The organism is Paraburkholderia sp. BCC1876 (genome assembly GCF_902833695.1).
GTDB lineage: Bacteria > Pseudomonadota > Gammaproteobacteria > Burkholderiales > Burkholderiaceae > Paraburkholderia.
The window spans coordinates 205,971-222,884 of the sequence record NZ_CADFGI010000011.1 but is presented as its reverse complement, the minus strand read 5'-3'; the positions used below and the strand labels follow the sequence as shown (position 1 = coordinate 222,884).

17 protein-coding genes are annotated in these 16,914 nt (G+C 64.1%); 11 read left to right on the top strand and 6 right to left on the bottom strand.

Annotation, left to right across the window (positions count from 1 at the left end):
• The first annotated feature begins 13 nt into the window (after positions 1 to 13).
• The gene (locus HWY05_RS31360) at positions 14 to 190 is read left to right on the top strand and encodes a hypothetical protein (protein WP_176060758.1); all 177 of its coding nucleotides are present in this window, start codon (positions 14 to 16) and stop codon (positions 188 to 190) included.
• A gap of 154 nt (positions 191 to 344) precedes the next feature.
• Here HWY05_RS31360 and ribA read toward each other — a convergent pair whose 3' ends face one another.
• Entirely contained in the window at positions 345 to 998 is a 654-nt protein-coding gene (gene ribA / locus HWY05_RS31355) for a GTP cyclohydrolase II (protein ID WP_035556805.1), read from the bottom strand.
• Positions 999 to 1,280: 282 nt separating this feature from the next.
• Here ribA and HWY05_RS31350 point away from each other — a divergent pair, with 282 nt between their 5' ends.
• The gene (locus HWY05_RS31350) at positions 1,281 to 1,724 is read left to right on the top strand and encodes a CBS domain-containing protein (RefSeq protein ID WP_035556801.1); all 444 of its coding nucleotides are present in this window, start codon (positions 1,281 to 1,283) and stop codon (positions 1,722 to 1,724) included.
• A 283-nt stretch (positions 1,725 to 2,007) separates the two neighbouring features.
• Here HWY05_RS31350 and HWY05_RS31345 read toward each other — a convergent pair whose 3' ends face one another.
• Both HWY05_RS31345 and HWY05_RS31340 read right to left on the bottom strand, forming a co-directional pair.
• The gene (locus HWY05_RS31345; RefSeq protein ID WP_176060757.1) at positions 2,008 to 2,352 is read right to left on the bottom strand and encodes a DUF4148 domain-containing protein; all 345 of its coding nucleotides are present in this window, start codon (positions 2,350 to 2,352) and stop codon (positions 2,008 to 2,010) included.
• 272 nt (positions 2,353 to 2,624) lie between these two features.
• On the bottom strand, positions 2,625 to 3,272 hold the full coding sequence (locus HWY05_RS31340) for a DNA-3-methyladenine glycosylase (RefSeq protein ID WP_176060756.1): 648 nt from the start codon (positions 3,270 to 3,272) through the stop codon (positions 2,625 to 2,627).
• Positions 3,273 to 3,622: 350 nt separating this feature from the next.
• Between HWY05_RS31340 and HWY05_RS31335 the strand changes: the two genes are divergently transcribed.
• The gene (locus HWY05_RS31335; RefSeq protein ID WP_035556792.1) at positions 3,623 to 3,985 is read left to right on the top strand and encodes a BON domain-containing protein; all 363 of its coding nucleotides are present in this window, start codon (positions 3,623 to 3,625) and stop codon (positions 3,983 to 3,985) included.
• A 280-nt stretch (positions 3,986 to 4,265) separates the two neighbouring features.
• The gene (locus HWY05_RS31330; RefSeq protein ID WP_035556789.1) at positions 4,266 to 5,348 is read left to right on the top strand and encodes an ionic transporter y4hA; all 1,083 of its coding nucleotides are present in this window, start codon (positions 4,266 to 4,268) and stop codon (positions 5,346 to 5,348) included.
• A 27-nt stretch (positions 5,349 to 5,375) separates the two neighbouring features.
• On the opposite strand, the gene HWY05_RS31325 is transcribed toward HWY05_RS31330, so the two are convergent.
• Complete coding sequence (locus tag HWY05_RS31325; RefSeq protein ID WP_035556786.1) at positions 5,376 to 6,269, bottom strand: LysR substrate-binding domain-containing protein; 894 nt, start codon at positions 6,267 to 6,269, stop codon at positions 5,376 to 5,378.
• Positions 6,270 to 6,774: 505 nt separating this feature from the next.
• Between HWY05_RS31325 and HWY05_RS31320 the strand changes: the two genes are divergently transcribed.
• The 7 genes from HWY05_RS31320 to HWY05_RS31290 all read left to right on the top strand — a co-directional run bounded on the left by HWY05_RS31320 (position 6,775) and on the right by HWY05_RS31290 (position 13,217).
• Complete coding sequence (locus HWY05_RS31320; protein ID WP_176060755.1) at positions 6,775 to 7,869, top strand: extracellular solute-binding protein; 1,095 nt, start codon at positions 6,775 to 6,777, stop codon at positions 7,867 to 7,869.
• A complete protein-coding gene (locus tag HWY05_RS31315; RefSeq protein ID WP_176060754.1) occupies positions 7,866 to 8,819 on the top strand; it encodes an ABC transporter permease in 954 nt (317 codons plus the stop codon). The genes HWY05_RS31320 and HWY05_RS31315 overlap by 4 nt, the downstream gene beginning before the upstream one ends.
• The gene (locus tag HWY05_RS31310) at positions 8,816 to 9,703 is read left to right on the top strand and encodes an ABC transporter permease (protein WP_176060753.1); all 888 of its coding nucleotides are present in this window, start codon (positions 8,816 to 8,818) and stop codon (positions 9,701 to 9,703) included. Before HWY05_RS31315 ends, HWY05_RS31310 begins: the two co-directional genes overlap by 4 nt.
• 59 nt (positions 9,704 to 9,762) lie before the next feature.
• On the top strand, positions 9,763 to 10,833 hold the full coding sequence (locus tag HWY05_RS31305) for an ABC transporter ATP-binding protein (RefSeq protein WP_176060752.1): 1,071 nt from the start codon (positions 9,763 to 9,765) through the stop codon (positions 10,831 to 10,833).
• Positions 10,834 to 10,873: 40 nt separating this feature from the next.
• Positions 10,874 to 11,698, top strand: coding sequence for a transporter substrate-binding domain-containing protein (locus tag HWY05_RS31300; protein ID WP_176060751.1), 825 nt, complete (start codon positions 10,874 to 10,876; stop codon positions 11,696 to 11,698).
• Positions 11,699 to 11,793: 95 nt separating this feature from the next.
• Positions 11,794 to 12,558 (top strand): amino acid ABC transporter permease, encoded by a 765-nt coding sequence (locus HWY05_RS31295; protein WP_035556768.1) that lies wholly within the window; start codon positions 11,794 to 11,796, stop codon positions 12,556 to 12,558.
• Between the two features lie 2 nt (positions 12,559 to 12,560).
• Complete coding sequence (locus HWY05_RS31290; protein WP_035556766.1) at positions 12,561 to 13,217, top strand: amino acid ABC transporter permease; 657 nt, start codon at positions 12,561 to 12,563, stop codon at positions 13,215 to 13,217.
• Between the two features lie 140 nt (positions 13,218 to 13,357).
• Here HWY05_RS31290 and HWY05_RS31285 read toward each other — a convergent pair whose 3' ends face one another.
• Together HWY05_RS31285 and HWY05_RS31280 are read right to left on the bottom strand one after the other, a co-directional pair.
• Entirely contained in the window at positions 13,358 to 14,656 is a 1,299-nt protein-coding gene (locus tag HWY05_RS31285; protein ID WP_035556764.1) for a cytochrome c, read from the bottom strand.
• 13 nt (positions 14,657 to 14,669) lie between these two features.
• Entirely contained in the window at positions 14,670 to 16,913 is a 2,244-nt protein-coding gene (locus HWY05_RS31280; RefSeq protein ID WP_176060750.1) for a xanthine dehydrogenase family protein molybdopterin-binding subunit, read from the bottom strand.
• Position 16,914: the final 1 nt, after the last annotated feature.

Genomic DNA, 16,914 nt, shown 5'->3' with positions numbered 1-16,914 from the left:
ACTACGCGCTTCGATGAAATCGCGCGCGTCCGCGAAATACCGAACGCCGCTGAACCGCGCGTACGCGCAAACAAACCCGCGCCGCTGGCTGGCGCTATCGCTCAGTCTGTTGGCATGGTTGGGCTGGCACGCGCTGCGGGACGTGCTCAACGCCATTCCCGACAGCAACGACGACTTCGGCCTGTTCTGATCGCACTGACGCGCGACATCTGATCGCGCTGCGTGCTTGCCGGTCGACGCAACGCCCGGCTTGCACCACCTCAACCGCGCAACAGATTGACGAAATCCACGCAAAAACGCCGGCCGCCGTGTGTCACCAACGGCGGCCGGCGCGCTTCAACGGCTTATTCGTTTTCGTCGAAATAGTGGCCGAACTTGACCTGCTTCGTGCGGATATAACGCTCGTTTTCCTCGCGCATCGGAATGGCCAGCGCCACCCGCTCGCACACCGGAATACCGTGCTTCGACAGCGTGTCGAACTTCTCCGGATTGTTGCTCATCAGACGCACCGAAGTGACCTTCAGCGTGCGCAGAATGCCGGCCGCCGAATCGTATTCGCGCGAATCGTCCGGCAGGCCGAGATCGAGGTTGGCCTCGACCGTATCGCGTCCCTGCTCCTGCAGCGCGTACGCGCGGATCTTGTTCGACAGCCCGATGCCGCGGCCTTCGTGACCGCGCAGATACAGCAGCACGCCACAGCCTTCGGCCGCGATATAGCGCAGCGCGAGGTCGAGTTGTTCGCCGCAGTCGCAACGGTAGGAGCCGAGCACGTCGCCGGTCAGGCATTCGGAATGCAGGCGCGTCAACACGGACGACTGATTGGCGACGTCGCCCATCACGAGCGCGAGATGTTCGGCGCCGCTTTCGCACACGCGAAACACGTACGAGGTGAACGTGCCGTAGCGCGTGGGGAGCGTGGCAGTAGCGTCGAGAATGACGCATTCGCCGTTGTTGAGTGCGCCGTCTGCTGCGGGCGACGGATCGTGAGACGTGAGCATGGCGTTAGACAGTGGTGCTGACATGAACCCGATCAACCGGGAGATTAGATATGAGACAGGAGTTTATCGCTAAACGGCATGACGCACCGTATGGCCATGCGGATGGCGCGGATGCGTCGCGGTGCGGCAGGCCACGGTTGGACCATGATTGCAGATAGAACGCCTGACGCGCCACAGGTATTCCCGGGTATCCCGATAGCGCGCCACGCCTATACTGGAATGGCCTGTCCCTCACGACAGCACGCCACGCCGGCATGCTGCACTGCGAAACGGAGCCGCTCCATGACAAGCGTTGCACAGCTTCTTAAAACTAAACCTGATAACACGGTCGTCTTTACGGTCGGGGCCGACGATTCCGTCTACGACGCCATCAAGCTGATGGCCGAAAAAGGGATTGGCGCATTGGTGGTGACGGACGGCGACAGCATCGCCGGCATCGTCACGGAGCGCGACTACGCGCGCAAGGTCGTGCTGATGGACCGTTCGTCGAAGGCCACGCCGGTACGCGACATCATGAGCAAAGCCGTGCGCTTCGTGCGGCCCGACCAGACCACGGACGACTGCATGGCGCTGATGACCGAGCGTCGCATGCGGCACTTGCCGGTGATCGAGAACGACCGTCTGATCGGCATGGTGTCGATCGGCGACCTGGTGAAGAACATCATCGCCGAACAGCAATTCACCATTCAGCAACTCGAGTTCTATATTCACGGCGAGCGGCCCTGAAGAAAACCACTGTCGCCTACACGCGCTGCTAAACCGGAGCGCAAAAAAAGCCCAATCCTTCAAAAGGTTGGGCGAAGCTACCTTGCGGCAGCGGAGGTTCTTTGAACTGGCTTCGCGCGGCGCGTGACCCGATTGTCAGGTCGCGCGCGCGAATTCACGTCTGCGTCTTTACATCGTCGAAGGTTTAACGCTTCGCGATGCCGTGTGTGCCGTCGGTGACGGCGCACACCCTGCTAATCCATCAACGGCTTTACTGTCTTTATTTCCAGACTGCGCTGTCCGATCAGTTACCGAAATACACCGACTTCGGGCCCGACATCGGCTGAACCACGCCACCTGCTTGCGACGAACCGCTCACTGCGCCACCGTAGCCGCTGGTGTCCGCAACCGGTTCCTGGGTTTGCGCAACCGTCGGGCTCTGCGCGTCGACACGACGCTCAGCGGCCTGAATGTCGGCCGGATAGGTCGGGTCGCTGCTGTTCGCCGGGTTGTAGCCGGCCTGTTCCAACTGGATCAACTGGTTGCGAACGTCGGCGCGGGTCACCGGTTGCTGGCTCGCTTGAGCGAACGCTGCGACGGGAGCGGCGAGAACGGCTGCAATGGCGACTGCCTTGATAAGCGACTTCATGATGACTACCTCCAGATCTGGTTTTTTGGCTTCGCCTGTCACGCGTTGTGAGAAGCGAGTGATCCAAGTCTAGACACCCGATCGTCCCGGGAAAACCCTTAATTCAGAGATACATAATTGTTGGTTTCGCAAGAATGCGCGATGAATCACCGAAAATCCGCGCTCAAGTTTTTCTCTTACCGTAATAATTGTCGGGATCGTAACATTTTGTGTCTGACGTTTCGAAATGCATCCGAACCAGCCATCTTGACCGGCGACCCATTCGCCGACGGTCATTTTTTCGCCCGCTTCGGCTCAACGGCCTGGGCCGGTAACAACAGTTTTCGCGGCCCGCTGACGAACGCGCTGCCGGGTTCGAAAAACCTCAGCGGCTGATGCATCTCACGCGACAAACCAATCCGCGTCGTCACGCCAATCGGCGTCTCGCCGCGCTCGATCGCACCGATCCACAAGTCGTGCCCACTGCACAGATCGCAGCCGTTGAACGACGGCCCGATGTCGAGCGCGTTGGTCAGCCGCCCCGGCCCGCGCGCGAGGTCGCGCAGCGGCACGCCGGGTCGGCGCGCTTCGATCAGCGGCAGACCTTCGAGCGGCTCGATCGCGCGAAACAGAATCCCGGCGCCGATCTCTTCCGCTTCGGCCGACATGTTGAGCATGTACGACACGCCATACGTAAGCCGCACATACGCAAAACCCGGCGCGAGAAACATCGGCAGGTTGTACGGGCGGCGGCCCATAAACGCGTGGCTGGTCGAATCGCCGAGCGGATACGCTTCGGTTTCGACGATCCGTCCGCTGATGCGCCCTTCCTGCCCATCGCGCACGAGATATTTGCCGATCATGAACCGCGCCAGCTCGACCGTATCGAGCGGTAATTCGTCACGAAGCAATGGCACGATAGGCAGCAACGGTTTTCGCATGCGGTCGACCTTGTTTTCAATGCGCGTCGGAACGGCGCCGGCACGGTTGCGCGATCAGCAATACGACGCCATCGGCCTGTTGCGATCGGCCGATTCGTTGTACCAGAACCTCATTTCCTGGCACCGTCTTATTCACCATGGCACTAATTGGAGTATCGTGTGTTTCCGGCCCGCGGCACAGCCTTCAACGGCTTGCGCGTGGCACGGTCGGCCTGAATCAGCAGGCAGTTTGAAAGCCTTCGCACGACCCGCAGCACCGTTCCATTCAGTGTCGATCCCGATGTATCCGCAGGCGAAGCACAGATCCCCACCCGGGGATCGTCGTATCCATGACAACAGGAGAAAGTTGAATGAAAGCATTCACGGCAATCAAGATGGTCGGCGGCGCGCTGATCGTTCTGGCGTCCCTCAATGCGTATGCGCAAAGCAGCGACGCGATGGCTGCGGCCCCGATGGCTGCATCGTCGGCGCCGTCGGCCAAGCAAGCCAAGGCAGCGAACCGTGCGCTCGGCCGCAAGGTCCGCGGCGTACTGGCGAAGACCAAGGGCCTGAGCGTCAACAACATCACCGTGCGCGCGCGCGGCGGTGCAGTGACGCTCGCCGGTTCCGTGCCTGAGCAGCAGCAGGTCGACCTGGCCACGACGGCAGCGCAAGGCGTGGCTGGCGTGACGTCGGTCAAGAACGCACTGACGATCCGTCCGGTCGGACAGTAAGCGTAGTCGAGCCGTCGCCGGCTCTACGCGGGCGCCAATGCGTTATCACAACGCGTTGGCGCCCGTTTCCGTTCAGGGGTCGCCGAGACCGCTGCGCGAGGATTGCGCCGATGCTGCGCCACGCCCCCGGGATCAAGCACTGGCCGCAAAAACTATCCTTTATAATTTAATGCGTTAGAGCGCATTGTTGACACGATGCGTTAGCATTCGCGCTCGCTTCAAGCTCCAGACGTTGGCCGTTCGCCGCCGTCCCATACAAGCATCGAAAAAGGAAGCCCGAATGACCACGCCCGCGACCGTTTTGCCCCGCTGGACTATTGCCGCGCCGCTCGTCGCGTGGATCGTGCTCGGGCTCGCCTACGCGCTGCCGGGCAACGGGCTGCTGCTTGCGCTGGTCGGCGTGGCGCTGTGCGCCGCGGTGTTCACGGCGGTGCATCACGCGGAAGTGGTCGCGCATCGCGTCGGCGAACCGTTCGGCACGCTGGTGCTGGCGGTGGCCGTCACGGTGATCGAGGTCGCGCTGATCGTTTCGGTCATGCTCACCTCCGGCCCGGAAAAAGCCGGGCTCGCGCGCGACACGGTGTTCGCGGCGGTCATGATCGTCTGCAACGGCATTGTCGGCATTTGCCTGCTGGTGGGTGGCATCCGCCATCGCGAGCAGGATTTTCAGAGCCGCGGCGCGTCGGCGGCGCTGGCCGTGCTGGCGTCGCTGTCGGTGCTGACGCTCGTCATGCCGAACTACACGACCACCAGCGTCGGCCCGATCCTGTCGCCTTCGCAGCTGGCTTTTGCCGGCGTGTCGTCGCTGGTGCTCTATGGCGTGTTCGTGTTCGTGCAGACCGTGCGCCATCGCGATTACTTTCTCGCCGATGCGTCGGATGAAGATGTACATGCGGCGCCGCCGAGTGTCGGCGTCGCGCTCGCGGCCGGCGGCTTGCTGCTGGTGTGTCTCGTTGCCGTCGTGCTGCTCGCGAAGATCCTGTCGCCGATCGTCGAAACCGCGGTCAAGAACGCGGGCGCGCCGGCCGCGGTGGTGGGTATCGTGATCGCGGCGCTGGTGCTGCTGCCCGAAGGGCTCGCCGCCGTGCGCGCGGCGCGCGCCGATCGCTTGCAGAACAGCATGAATCTCGCGCTCGGCTCGGCGCTGGCGAGTATCGGCTTGACGATTCCGACCGTCGCCGCGGTGTTTCTGTGGAACGGCCAGCCGCTCATGCTCGGCATCGACGGCAAGGAAACCGTGCTGCTGATCCTCACGCTGCTGGTCGGCACGCTCACGCTGAGTAGCGGGCGCACCACGATTCTGCAAGGCGCCGTGCATCTGTCGCTGTTCGCGGCGTATCTGTTTCTGTCGTTCGCGCCTTGACGCCTTGAGCTGACGCTTTGACCTAACTTATTCCTCCCAATGCGCCGCGATCCAGTCGCGGAACAGATTCAGCTTCTGCTGATGCGCCACCGAGTCCGGATACACGAAGTAATAGCGCCAGCCGGTTTTCAGCACGGTGTCGAACGGCCGCACGAGGCGTCGCGCCGTGACGTCTTCGTCGATCAGCGCGAGGTCGCTGATCGCCACGCCGAATCCTTGTAGCGCGGCATTGGTCGCCATATCGAGCGTATCGAAGCTCGGGCCGTGCTCGGCGTCGACCGCCGGCGCATTCGCCGCGTCGCCTTCGCTGGCTTTGGCGAGCCACATCTTCCAGTCGCGATGATCGCGAGTGGGATGCAGCAGCGTGTGGCGCGCCAGATCCGCCACCTGGGCGAGCGGCTTGTCCTTCAGCAGATCGGGCGCGCACACCGGCGTCAGACGCTCCTCGAACAACGGCACCGCCTGCACGCCCGCGCCCGGCGACGAGCCGTAGATGATCGCGGCGTCGAACGGCTCGCTCTGGAAATCGATGTCGTGCTGCCAGGTCGTGGTGATCTGCACATGCAGATCCGGGTATTCGGCCTGGAAGCGCATGATTTTCGGCAGCATCCAGCGCATCACGCAGGTCGGTACTTTCAGCGCGAGATCGGTGCGCTGCCGCGTGAGCCGCAACGAGATCTCCTCGATGCGCGCGAAGCTCTCTTTCACGGCGGGCAGCAGCATTTCGCCTTCGGCGGTAAGCGTCAGGCCTTTCGCGTGACGCTTGAAGAGCGGGAACTTGTAGTAATCCTCGAGCGCGATGATCTGCCGGCTGACCGCGCCTTGCGTCAGACACAGGTGGTCGGCGGCGCGCGTGAAGCTGCGATGGCGCGCGACGGTTTCGAAAATCTGTAGCGCGTTGAGTGGCGGAAGGCGGCGCATCGGAGTCGTCCGGGATCAGGAAAAGTCATTGTGTGGGCGACGCGGCGCGCACCGCCCACTTCGCTGTCAAGCCCACAGGATACGCGATCAGACAGGCCCACACGAGGACCGAGGCATCCCACCCGCATGCGCCGAATTCATGCCTCCGCAAAAACAGCACGCTGACCGCGCCATTTCGCACCACGCCGGGGCAAGACGCCGAAGCATCGCACCAGAACCGAGCTTTCCTCATACCTCCACGCGAGCCTAAAGTGCGCCCGAACCGTGGACGTTAACCCGCATACGCCCCGCCCTCGGTGCTCCGGCTAAGCACGACGAATTTGTCCCGTCCGTCGCGCCAAGCCCAGCGCATGAGATTCCGTCATGCGCGTCATGCGCATATTTCGTTTGTTGAGGGATTTTGGCAAACCTAGAGTGCATCAACACACCGCGCAACCGGGCGGTGCAGCGACAGCGGTCACAGTGATTTTCATCAGGCAACAGGCGTTCAACACGGGAGACCGCCATGCAAGAGATCAAACGGGGTAGAAGGCAGGCCATCAAGGCGATCGGCGCGGCGCTGGCGGCCTCCACCTTGCCGATGCCGTTCGTCAATCTGCGCGCGCAGGAACAGAACTTCAGCGGCAAGACCTTGCGCCTGCTGACCTGGTCGGACGACACCGGCGCCGCCGCGCTGCGCAACATCGCCCAGAGCTTCACGGCGAAGACCGGCTGCAAGGTGATCGCCGACCGCGCCGACGGCACCTCGGGCATGGTCGCCAAGGTGAAGGCCGCGGGCGAGCGTCCCACGTACGACGTCATCACGCTGGCCGGCGTGGGCGCGTCGGGTCTCGGCGATGCCGGACTGCTGATGAAACCCGACCTCGACAAGCTGCCCAATCTGAAGGACGTCGCGCCGCAGTACCGCACGGGCGCGAACGGTTTCGGCGTGGGCTATCTGCTGTGGTCGGACGGCTTGATCTATAACACGTCGACGGTCAAGAACGCGCCCACCTCGTACGAAGCGCTGTGGGATCCCAAGTACGCCGGCCGCCTGTTCCTGCCGCCGCCCGAGTGGGCCGAAGCGGTCGACCTCGCGATCATCGCGGCGAAGATGAACGGCGGTTCGCAGCAGAACATCGAGCCGGGCTTCAAGAAGCTGATGGAGCTGAAAGACCGCGTGATGACGCTCGGCGAGAACCCGAACCAGGTGGCCGATCTGTTCCGCACCGGTTCGCTCGATATCGGCGGGATTTATTCGCCGGCCTTTTTCCCCGACCAGATCCGCAAGCCCGAGTACAAGATGGGCGTGACGTACGGCATGAAAGAAGGCTTCGCCACGCAACTGATGTTCACGGTGATCCCCAAAGCGCATCCGGCCGACAGCGACGTGATCCACGCCTTCATCAACCATTCGCTCGACGCGGGCGTGCAAGGTCGCATGGCTGCCGACGTGCTGAACGGACCGGTCAATTCGAAAGCCGTGATTCCCGCCGAGAGCCGCGCGTTCGTGCCGAGCCCGAAGCAGATCGCCGAGAAGGCCGTGTTGCATGACGACAAGGCGCTCGCCGTCGTGCAGCCGGCGTGGATCAAGCGCTACACCGAAATTTTCTCGGCATGACACCGATGCTCGCGCGCTTTTCGCGGCGTGCTGCGGCGGAGGCGGCTTCTGGTGAAGCCGCCTCCGGCTCCCCCACAGCGGACGCGCCTGCCGCCTCCGCGATGGAAAAAGCGCGCCCCTGGTTGCTGCTCGCGCCGATCCTGCTGTTTCTCGCCGTGCTCGGCGCGGCGGCGCTGGTCGTGCTGCGCATGAGCTTCGGCACGCAGGGCAACGAGTGGCACGGCTTCACGCTGCAGAACTACGCCGACCTGCTCGACAGCTACTTTCTGAAGTCGTTGTGGCTCACGCTGAAGCTCGCGTTTCAAAGCATGATCTGCGCGGTGCTGCTCGCCATTCCGGTCGCGCTCGCCATGGCGCGCACCCAGTCGCGGCTCGCGCGCCGCCTGCTGCTGGCCGGCGTGCTGCTGCCGCTGCTCGTCAATCTGCTGCTGCAAGGCTATGGCTGGCTGATCATTCTCGGCCCGGCCGGTTTGCTCAATCACGCGCTGCTCGGCAGTGGGCTCGTCCAGCGTCCGCTGATGTGGCTGTATCGCGAGAACGGCGTGTTGCTCGGCCTGATCCAGACCGCCTTTCCGCTGGCCGTGCTGCCGCTCTCCAGCGCAATGCGCGCGGTGTCCCGCTCGTATGAAGAAGCCGCGGCCACGCTCGGCGCGACGCGCTGGCAAACGCTGCGTCACGTGTTGTTGCCGCTGGCCATGCCGGGTCTGGTGTCGGGCGCGCTGCTGGTGTTCGCGTACAACGCCAGTGCGTTCGCCGTGCCGCTGCTGCTCGGCGGACGGCGCGTGCCGATGCTCGCCGTGCTGGTTCACGATCAGGTCGCGCCCTTGCTGAACTGGCCGGCGGCGTCCGCGTCGGGCGTCGTTCTGATGATCGCCACGCTGACGGTGATGGCGCTGTCGCAGCGCCTCGTGCGCCGAACCCAGCGTCTTGCCGAGGAGCCTCACGCATGAGCACGCCCGTTCGCCGCGCGGAGCTTCAACCCCGTCCGCCTTTTTTGCCGCGCTGGCCCGCCGCGACCATGCCGGGCCAACTCGGCAAGGCCGCCGCGTTGCTTGCCGCGATCGTGCTGTTTCTCGCCGCGCTGCCGATCCTCACGATGATCACGATGTCGTTCAGCGCCGCCGACACGCTCGAATTCCCACCCCACGCGTACGGCCTGCACTGGTATCGCGCGGCGTGGCACAGCTTTGTGTCGCCGGATGCGAGCGACTCGCTCTCGATGGGCGCCGCGTTGAGCACGAGCCTGATCGTTGCGCTTTCAACCATGCTGATCGCCACGCTCGTCTCCGTGCCCGCCGCCTACGCGCTGAGCCGCTACCGTTTTCGCGGCAAGCCGGCGGTCGAACAACTGGTGGCGTTGCCGCTGGTCTATCCGCTGGTGATGCTCGGCCTGTCGCTGCTGCTGGTGTTCAACGTACTGCCGGTCGAACTGGGCGTGTTCCGCCTGATCATCGCGCATGTGATTCTGGCGCTGCCGTTCACGGTGAAGAATTGCGCGGCCTCGGTCGCCGCGATCGGCCCCGAGTTCGAGGAAGCCGCCTGCGTGATGGGCGCGAGTCCTCTTCGCGCGCTGGTCGACGTGATCCTGCCGCTGATGCGCCCGGGCATTCTCGCCGGCATGCTGTTCGCGTTCATCGTCTCGTTCAACGAATTCACGGTGACCTTCTTTCTGTACGGCATCGACACGATGACCTTGCCGGTGTGGCTGTATAGCCGCACGGTGTCGTCGCTCGATCCGACCGTGTTCTGTTTCGCGGTGTTTATCGTCGCGATCGACTTCGCGCTGATCTGGCTGCTCGAAAAACTGGTCGGCGATGAAGGCGTGGCGCTTTAAGCGCCGCCTGTATCGCGTTGGACCAGGCGAACCGTGACACCTCTTTGCTGGAGCATTCGATGACCCATCTGACCTTGCAGGCCGTGACCCGTCGCTTCGGCGCGGCGCAGGCCGTCGACAGCGTCGATCTGAGCGTGCCCGACGGCAAGCTGGTGTGCTTTCTCGGCCCGTCCGGCTGCGGCAAGACCACCTTGCTGCGGATGATCGCCGGTCTGGAGACGCCGACCTCGGGCAGCATTCATTTCGCCGGCCGCGACATCACGCGCCTGCCGGCGAATCAGCGCGATTTCGGCATGGTGTTCCAGTCGCTCGCGCTGTTTCCGCACATGACGGTCGCGCAGAACGTCGCCTATCCGCTGAAATTACGCAAGACCGCCAGGGATCAGCAGGCGCGCCGCGTCGCCGAATTGCTGGAGCTGATCCAGTTGCCGCACATGGCGAACCGGCCGGTCACGCAGCTCTCCGGCGGCCAGCGCCAGCGCGTGGCGATTGCGCGCGCAATCGCCTCGCAACCGAAACTGCTGCTGCTCGACGAACCGCTGTCCGCGCTCGACGCCAAGCTGCGCGAAGCGATGCAGGTAGAAATCCGCCTGCTGCAACAGCGCCTGGGCATCACGACGATCATGGTCACGCACGACCAGCGCGAAGCGATGACCATGGCCGACGAAATCGTCGTGATGGAGAAAGGCCGGATTGCGCAAGTCGGCAAACCGCTGGATATTTATCGCGATCCGGTCAGCGAGTTCGTGGCGGATTTCATCGGGCTCGGCAATATCCTGCCGGTCACTTACGACGGCCACGGCGGCGTGAATCTGCCCGGCGGCCGGCGCATCAGCGTGGCGCAAAACGCACGCATGCCGGAGTCCGGCAGCGACATCCGTCTGCTGATCCGCCCCGAGGACGTGTGCGTCAAACCGGCGTCGGACACGGCGGGTCCGAACCGGCTGGCCGGCACGGTCACGTTTATTCGCGACGTCGGCGCGTCGCTCGAAGCGACGATCGATTGCGCCGGCTTCACGCTGACCGCCGCGACCACGCCGCGCGAAACGCCGGGGCTCACGCTCGGCATGCCGGTGCTCGCGGAATTGCCGTCGCACGCGTGCAAACTGATCGCCGCGCGCGCCCACTAAAACCTATTCCAATACCGATCCACTCGACAGAGGAAAGACCATGACCCAAGCTCAAGCCGCTCACTCCAGCACGCGCCGCGTGTTTGCGACGCTCGCCGCCGCGCTCGCCTTCACCGGCTTCGGCGCGCTGTGCGCGTTCTCGTCGGCCGCGCATGCCGACGCGCTCGACAGCATCGCCAAATCGGGCACGGTACGCATCGGCGTGTTCGAGGATTACCCGCCGTTCGGCTCGATCGGTCCGGACATGAAGCCGCAAGGCTACGACATCGACGTCGCCAATCTGATCGGCAAGGCGCTCAACGCCAAGGTCGAACTCGTGCAGGTGACGGGCGACAACCGTATGGCCTATCTCGCCGACCACAAGGCTGACATGCTGCTTTCAGTCGGCCAGACGCCGGAGCGCGACAAGGTGATCGACTTCTCGCAACCGTACGCGCCGTACTACCTCGCCGTGTTCGGTCCGAAGTCGCTGCCCGTGAAGAACGCCGCCGACCTCGCCGGCAAGTCGATTTCGGTGGCGCGCGGCACGCTGGAAGACCTGAGCGTGACCAAGATCGCCCCGCCGTCCGCCAACATCAAAAGATTCGACGATCCTAACGGCGCAATATCGGCGTTCCTTTCTGGTCAGGTACAGTTGATGGTAGTCGGCAACGACGTCGGCGCCACGATTCTCGCGCGTCATCCCGCGAACGATCCGGAGCAGAAATTCTCGCTGTTCAGCTCGCCGGATCACGTCGGTCTGAACAAGAACGAGCCGCGTCTGAAGCAGAAAGTCGACGACGTGATTGCCAAGGCCCGCAAGGACGGCACCATGAACGCGATTTCGCAGAAGTGGCTGCGCGCGCCGCTGCCGGCCGACCTCTAACATTTTTTGCGCGAACCGCCCGAGGCGTCCCGTCAGAGGATTGCCTCGGGGTCCGGAAACGCGGCGGAGTCTGACCTCACGATGAGCGCCACGCCATGACTTATGCGTTCGATTTCAGCGGCTTCGGCCTCTATGCGGGGATGCTCGTGCGCGGCGCCGCCGTCACGCTCGGGCTGACCGCGGTTTCTACCGTGCTCGGCGGGCTGGTCGGCATTGGCGGCGCGAGCATCGCGGTGGCCGGGCCGAAATGGGCGCGCTGGGTCGTGGCCAGTTATGTAGAGGTGATCCGCAATACGCCGTTTATCGTGCAGTTGTTTTTCGTGTTCTTCGGCTTGCCGAGCCTCGGCATTCACATCGACGAAGTACAGGCCGCGATTCTGGCCATGACCGTCAATCTCGGCGCGTACGCGATCGAGATCGTGCGCGCCGGTATCGATTCGATTCCGCGCGGCCAGGTGCAGGCGGCGCAAGCGCTCGGTTTGCACGGGCGCCAGGTGTTCCGCTTCGTGGTGCTGCCGCAGGCGATCGCCAACGTGTTTCCCGCGCTGCTGAGTCAGGTGCTGATCGTCATGCTCGGCTCGGCGGTGGTGTCGCAGATCTCCGTGCCCGATCTCACTTACGCGGCCAACTTCATCCAGTCGCGCAACTTTCGTTCGTTCGAGAGCTACGTGATCATCACCGTCACGTATCTGGTGTTGTCGATCGTCTTGCGGCAACTGCTCAATCGCTTCGGGCGCGGCCTGTTCGCGGGCCGCGCCGCTCGCGGCAACAGCAACAGCCATGGCAGCGGCAACGCGCCGCGTAACTGGCGCGACCGCCTGATGTGGCGCGGTGCCCGCACGCTGCCCACGGAGCGTTGATCATGGTCGAATTCACGCTGTGGGACATCGCCCGTAATCTGTTGCTCGCCGCGCGCTGGACCGTGCTGCTGTCGTTGATCGCGTTTGTGGGCGGCGGCCTCGTCGGGCTGATACTGCTCGCCATGCGCGTGTCGCCGATCGCCTGGCTGCGGCGCGTGGTGATCGTCTACGTTGAAGTGTTTCAGGGCACGCCGCTGCTGATGCAGCTATTCCTCGCGTTCTTCGGCTTGCCCCTGCTCGGCGTCGACGTCTCGCCATGGGTCGCGGCAACCGTCACGCTGACGTTTTATACGAGCGCGTATCTGGTCGATATCTGGCGCGGCTGCGTCGAAGCGGTGCCGCGTGGTCAGTGGGCCGCGGGCGCGAGTCTCGGCATGACGTTCAGCCAGCAGTTGCGCTATATCGTGTGGCCGCAGGCGTTGAAAATCGCGGTGGCGCCGACGGTCGGTTTTCTCGTGCAGGTCGTGAAAAGCACCGCGCTCGCGTCGATTATCGGCTTCACCGAATTGACCAAGACCGGCTCGATGATCACCAACGCCGCGTTCCGTCCGTTTCCGATCTACGGCATGGTCGCGATGATTTACTTCGCAATGTGTTTCCCGTTGACGTGGTACGCGCGGGTGCTGGAAAAACGGCAGAAGGTGGGACAGCATCGCTGAGGTTTTTGGGCTTCGTTGAAGCTTCATTAACGTAGCGGCTTCAATGCGAAAAAGCGGTAACCGTGTGGCGAACACGGTTACCGCTTTTTTTTGCAGCCTAACTATCACGGCGTTAAACGCTAAGCGTCACACCCGTAAAACTATCGAGCCGCCTGCGTCGACTTGCGCAACTTCGCCACCTCGGCCGCGCTCACCGTCGGCGCGCCGTTGTTCCAGCCCGATCGCACGAAGCTCAGCACGTCGGCGATCTGCTGGTCGTTGAGCACCGGCGCGTACTTCGGCATCGGATACGGCGCGGGAATACCGCCGATCACCAGATCTTCCGTGCCGTTCAGCGTCACGTTGATCAGCGACGACGGGTCCTTCTCGAGCACGTTCGGATTGCCCGCGAGCGGCGCCAGCATCGGCGCGAAGCCGCGCCCGTCGACGCCGTGACAGTGCATGCAATACGCGGTGTAGACGCGTGCGCCGGCATCGTTCGCGGGACGGTTGAGCGATACCTTGGTGGCCTGCGGATCGTACGCGTACGGCGGCGCATTGCTGCCGCCCGCCGGCGGCAACGACTTCAGATACGTCGACATGGCGGCGACGTCGGTGTCGTTCAGGCCCTGCGTGCTGTTGTTGATCACGCTGGTCATCGAGCCGAACGCCGACGCATGGCGATTCGCACCGGTCTTCAGGAACGCCTGCAGATCCTGATCGTTCCAGCGCCCCAACCCGACGTTGTGCTCGCCGGTCAGATTCGCCGCGAACCAGCCGTCGAGCAGGCCGCCGGTCAGGAACGCGCTGCCGCTTTCGTCGAGCGCTTTCTCCTGGAACGCGATGCCGCGCGGCGTGTGGCACGAACCGCAGTGGCCGAGACCCTGAATCAGGTACGCGCCGCGATTCCAGGCGACGTCCTTGCCCGGCTTGTCCTGATAGGCGCCCTTCTCCAGAAACACCATGTTCCAGAACTTCAGCGGCCAGCGCATGTTCAACGGCCACTTGATGTCCGCCTCGCGATTCGCCTGCTGCACCGGCGCCACGCCGCCCATGAAATACGCGTACAGCGCTTTCATGTCGTCGTCGTTGACCTTCGCATACGACGGATACGGCATCGCCGGATACAGGTTGTGGCCGTCTTTCGCGACGCCTTCGCGCATCGCTCGCGCGAAGTCTTCCTCCGTATAGCCGCCGATGCCGGTCTTCGGATCGGGCGTGATGTTGGTGGTGTAGATCTGGCCCATCGGCGTGGTCATCGGCAGGCCGCCCGCGAACGGCTTGCCCTTCGGCGCTGTGTGACAGGCCACGCAGTCGCCGACCTTCGCGAGATAGGCGCCGCGTTGCACCAGCGCGGGATCGCCTGATTGCGCGGCGGCATAGGCCGAGCCTTGCGTCAGCGCCAGCAACGGCAACGCGACGCACAACGCCGCGCCGACACCCTTCAGTGTGTTTTTCATGATCGGGCTCCGGTTAGGCGGTTTGCAGTTGGCTGCCGACGGGCAAGTGCCGCAGCCGCTTGCCGGTGGCCGCGTAGATCGCGTTGGTCAGCGCCGGCGCGAGCGCCGCCGTGCCGGGTTCGCCGATACCGCCGGGCGCCTCGCCGCTCTTCACGATATGCACCTCGATGGGTGGCGTCTGGTCGATCCGCAGCATCCGGTAGTCGGTGAAATTGTTCTGCTCGACGCGGCCGTCCTTGATCGTGATCTCGCTGTACAGCGCCGCCGTGATCCCGAAGATGATGCCGCCCTGCACCTGCGCTTCGATCGTGTTCGGATTCACCACCATGCCGCAATCGACCGCGCACACCACCCGCTTGACCGCGACCTCGCCCTGATCGACCGCCACATCGACGACGATCGCGAAGAAGCTGCCGAACGCGTGCATGACCGACACGCCGCGCCCCTGGCCCTTCGGCAACGCACTGCCCCAGCCCGCCGACTGCGTCGCGACGTTCAGCACGTTCAGCGCGCGCGGCGTCTTGCCCAGCAGATCCTGGCGATATTTGACCGGATCGACTTTAGCCTGCGCCGCGAGTTCGTCGATGAAACTCTCCACCACGAAGGTGCCGCGCGTCGGACCCACGCCGCGCCAGAACGCGGTGGGCACCGCGTGCGGTTCCTGGCGCACGTAATCGACCAGTTGATTCGGCAGGTCGTACGGCAGATCGGCGGCCACTTCGACCGCGTCGGGATCGATGCCGTTCTTGAACGCGGGCGGTGCGAAGCGCGCGATCACCGACGAGCCGACGATCCGGTGCTGCCACGCGATCGGCTTGCCGTTCGCGTCGAGGCCGGCCGAGATCTTGTCGTAGTAGTACGGTCGGTACATGTCGTGCTGAATGTCTTCTTCACGCGTCCAGGTCACCTTCACCGGCGACGACACCTGTTTCGCCACTTTCACCGCCTGCGTGACCATGTCGAATTCGAGCCGCCGGCCGAAGCCGCCGCCGATCAGATGGTTATGCACGACGATCTTGTCGGCCGGCAAACCCGTGACTGCCACCGCCGCGTCCACGACCCGCGTCGGCACCTGCGAGCCGAGCCAGACGTCGCAGCCGTCGGGGCGTACATGCACCGTGCAGTTGATCGGCTCCATGGTGGCGTGCGCCAGGAACGGCTGCTGATACACCGCGTCGACGCGCGTCTTCGCATTCGAAAACGCGTTGCCCACGTCGCCGTCTTTCCGCGCCACCGCGCCGTTGCGTTGCGACGCGGCGGCGAGATCGTCGACGATCTGCTGCATCGAAATAGCCGCACCCGCACCTTCGTTCCATTTGATATCGAGCGCCTGCACGCCGCGTTTGGCGGCCCACGTGTGGTCGCCGATCACCGCAACCGCGTTGTCGATCCTGACGATCTGGCGCACGCCGGGAATCTTCTTCGCGTTGGTATCGTCGACGCTCGCGAGCGTGCCGCCAAACACCGGGCAGTTCGCGATCGCGGCGTAGACCATGCCGGGCACGCGCACGTCGAGTCCGAACATCGCGGTGCCATCCACTTTTTCCGGCGAATCCAGACGCTTGGGCGACGTGCCGATCAGCTTGAAGTCTTTCGGGTTCTTCAGCGGCACGTTTTGCGGCGCGGGCAGTTTGGCCGCGGCGTCCGCCAGTTGACCGTAGCCGAGGCTGCGCTGGCTGGCCGCATGGAGCACCTGGCCGGCCTGCGCGTGGCAGCTCGCCGGATCGACCTGCCATTGCTGCGCGGCCGCCTGGATCAGCACCACGCGCGCGGCGGCGCCGGCACGGCGCATCGGCTCCCACGCGTAGCGGATCGAGGTCGAGCCGCCGGTTAACTGGCCGCCGAGCAGCGGGTCCATGAAGAGCTTTTCGTTGGGCGGCGCGTGATCGACCGTGATCGAATCGAGCGGCACTTCGAGCTCTTCGGCGATCAGCATCGGAATCGACGTGTAGACGCCCTGGCCCATCTCGACCTTGGGAATCACCAGCGTGACCTTGCCCGCCGTGTCGATCTGGATGAACGCGTTCGGCGCGAACACGCCGCTTTGCGGCGTCTCGACTCCATCGCCGCCAATCACCGATTTACCGGCCTTCTGATCCTGGCTGGCCGCCGGCAGGCTGAAGCCGAGCAGCAAACCGCCGCCGGCCGCCGCGCCCACCGTCACGCCGAATTTCAGAAACGTGCGGCGCGACACGCGCCCCGCCTTCGTTCCGGACGGCTGTGCACCGTTGCCTGCATCGAGCAATCCCTGGGACATG

Coding starts and splice junctions, on each gene's coding strand:
- HWY05_RS31295 (WP_035556768.1), top strand. CDS start 11,794: ATGACTTATGCGTTCGATTTCAGCGGCTTCGGCCTCTATGCGGGGATG.
- HWY05_RS31305 (WP_176060752.1), top strand. CDS start 9,763: ATGACCCATCTGACCTTGCAGGCCGTGACCCGTCGCTTCGGCGCGGCG.
- HWY05_RS31300 (WP_176060751.1), top strand. CDS start 10,874: ATGACCCAAGCTCAAGCCGCTCACTCCAGCACGCGCCGCGTGTTTGCG.
- HWY05_RS31290 (WP_035556766.1), top strand. CDS start 12,561: ATGGTCGAATTCACGCTGTGGGACATCGCCCGTAATCTGTTGCTCGCC.
- HWY05_RS31360 (WP_176060758.1), top strand. CDS start 14: ATGAAATCGCGCGCGTCCGCGAAATACCGAACGCCGCTGAACCGCGCG.
- HWY05_RS31325 (WP_035556786.1), bottom strand. CDS start 6,269: ATGCGCCGCCTTCCGCCACTCAACGCGCTACAGATTTTCGAAACCGTC.
- HWY05_RS31350 (WP_035556801.1), top strand. CDS start 1,281: ATGACAAGCGTTGCACAGCTTCTTAAAACTAAACCTGATAACACGGTC.
- HWY05_RS31280 (WP_176060750.1), bottom strand. CDS start 16,913: ATGTCCCAGGGATTGCTCGATGCAGGCAACGGTGCACAGCCGTCCGGA.
- HWY05_RS31285 (WP_035556764.1), bottom strand. CDS start 14,656: ATGAAAAACACACTGAAGGGTGTCGGCGCGGCGTTGTGCGTCGCGTTG.
- HWY05_RS31335 (WP_035556792.1), top strand. CDS start 3,623: ATGAAAGCATTCACGGCAATCAAGATGGTCGGCGGCGCGCTGATCGTT.
- HWY05_RS31340 (WP_176060756.1), bottom strand. CDS start 3,272: ATGCGAAAACCGTTGCTGCCTATCGTGCCATTGCTTCGTGACGAATTA.
- HWY05_RS31310 (WP_176060753.1), top strand. CDS start 8,816: ATGAGCACGCCCGTTCGCCGCGCGGAGCTTCAACCCCGTCCGCCTTTT.
- HWY05_RS31315 (WP_176060754.1), top strand. CDS start 7,866: ATGACACCGATGCTCGCGCGCTTTTCGCGGCGTGCTGCGGCGGAGGCG.
- ribA (WP_035556805.1), bottom strand. CDS start 998: ATGCTCACGTCTCACGATCCGTCGCCCGCAGCAGACGGCGCACTCAAC.
- HWY05_RS31320 (WP_176060755.1), top strand. CDS start 6,775: ATGCAAGAGATCAAACGGGGTAGAAGGCAGGCCATCAAGGCGATCGGC.
- HWY05_RS31345 (WP_176060757.1), bottom strand. CDS start 2,352: ATGAAGTCGCTTATCAAGGCAGTCGCCATTGCAGCCGTTCTCGCCGCT.
- HWY05_RS31330 (WP_035556789.1), top strand. CDS start 4,266: ATGACCACGCCCGCGACCGTTTTGCCCCGCTGGACTATTGCCGCGCCG.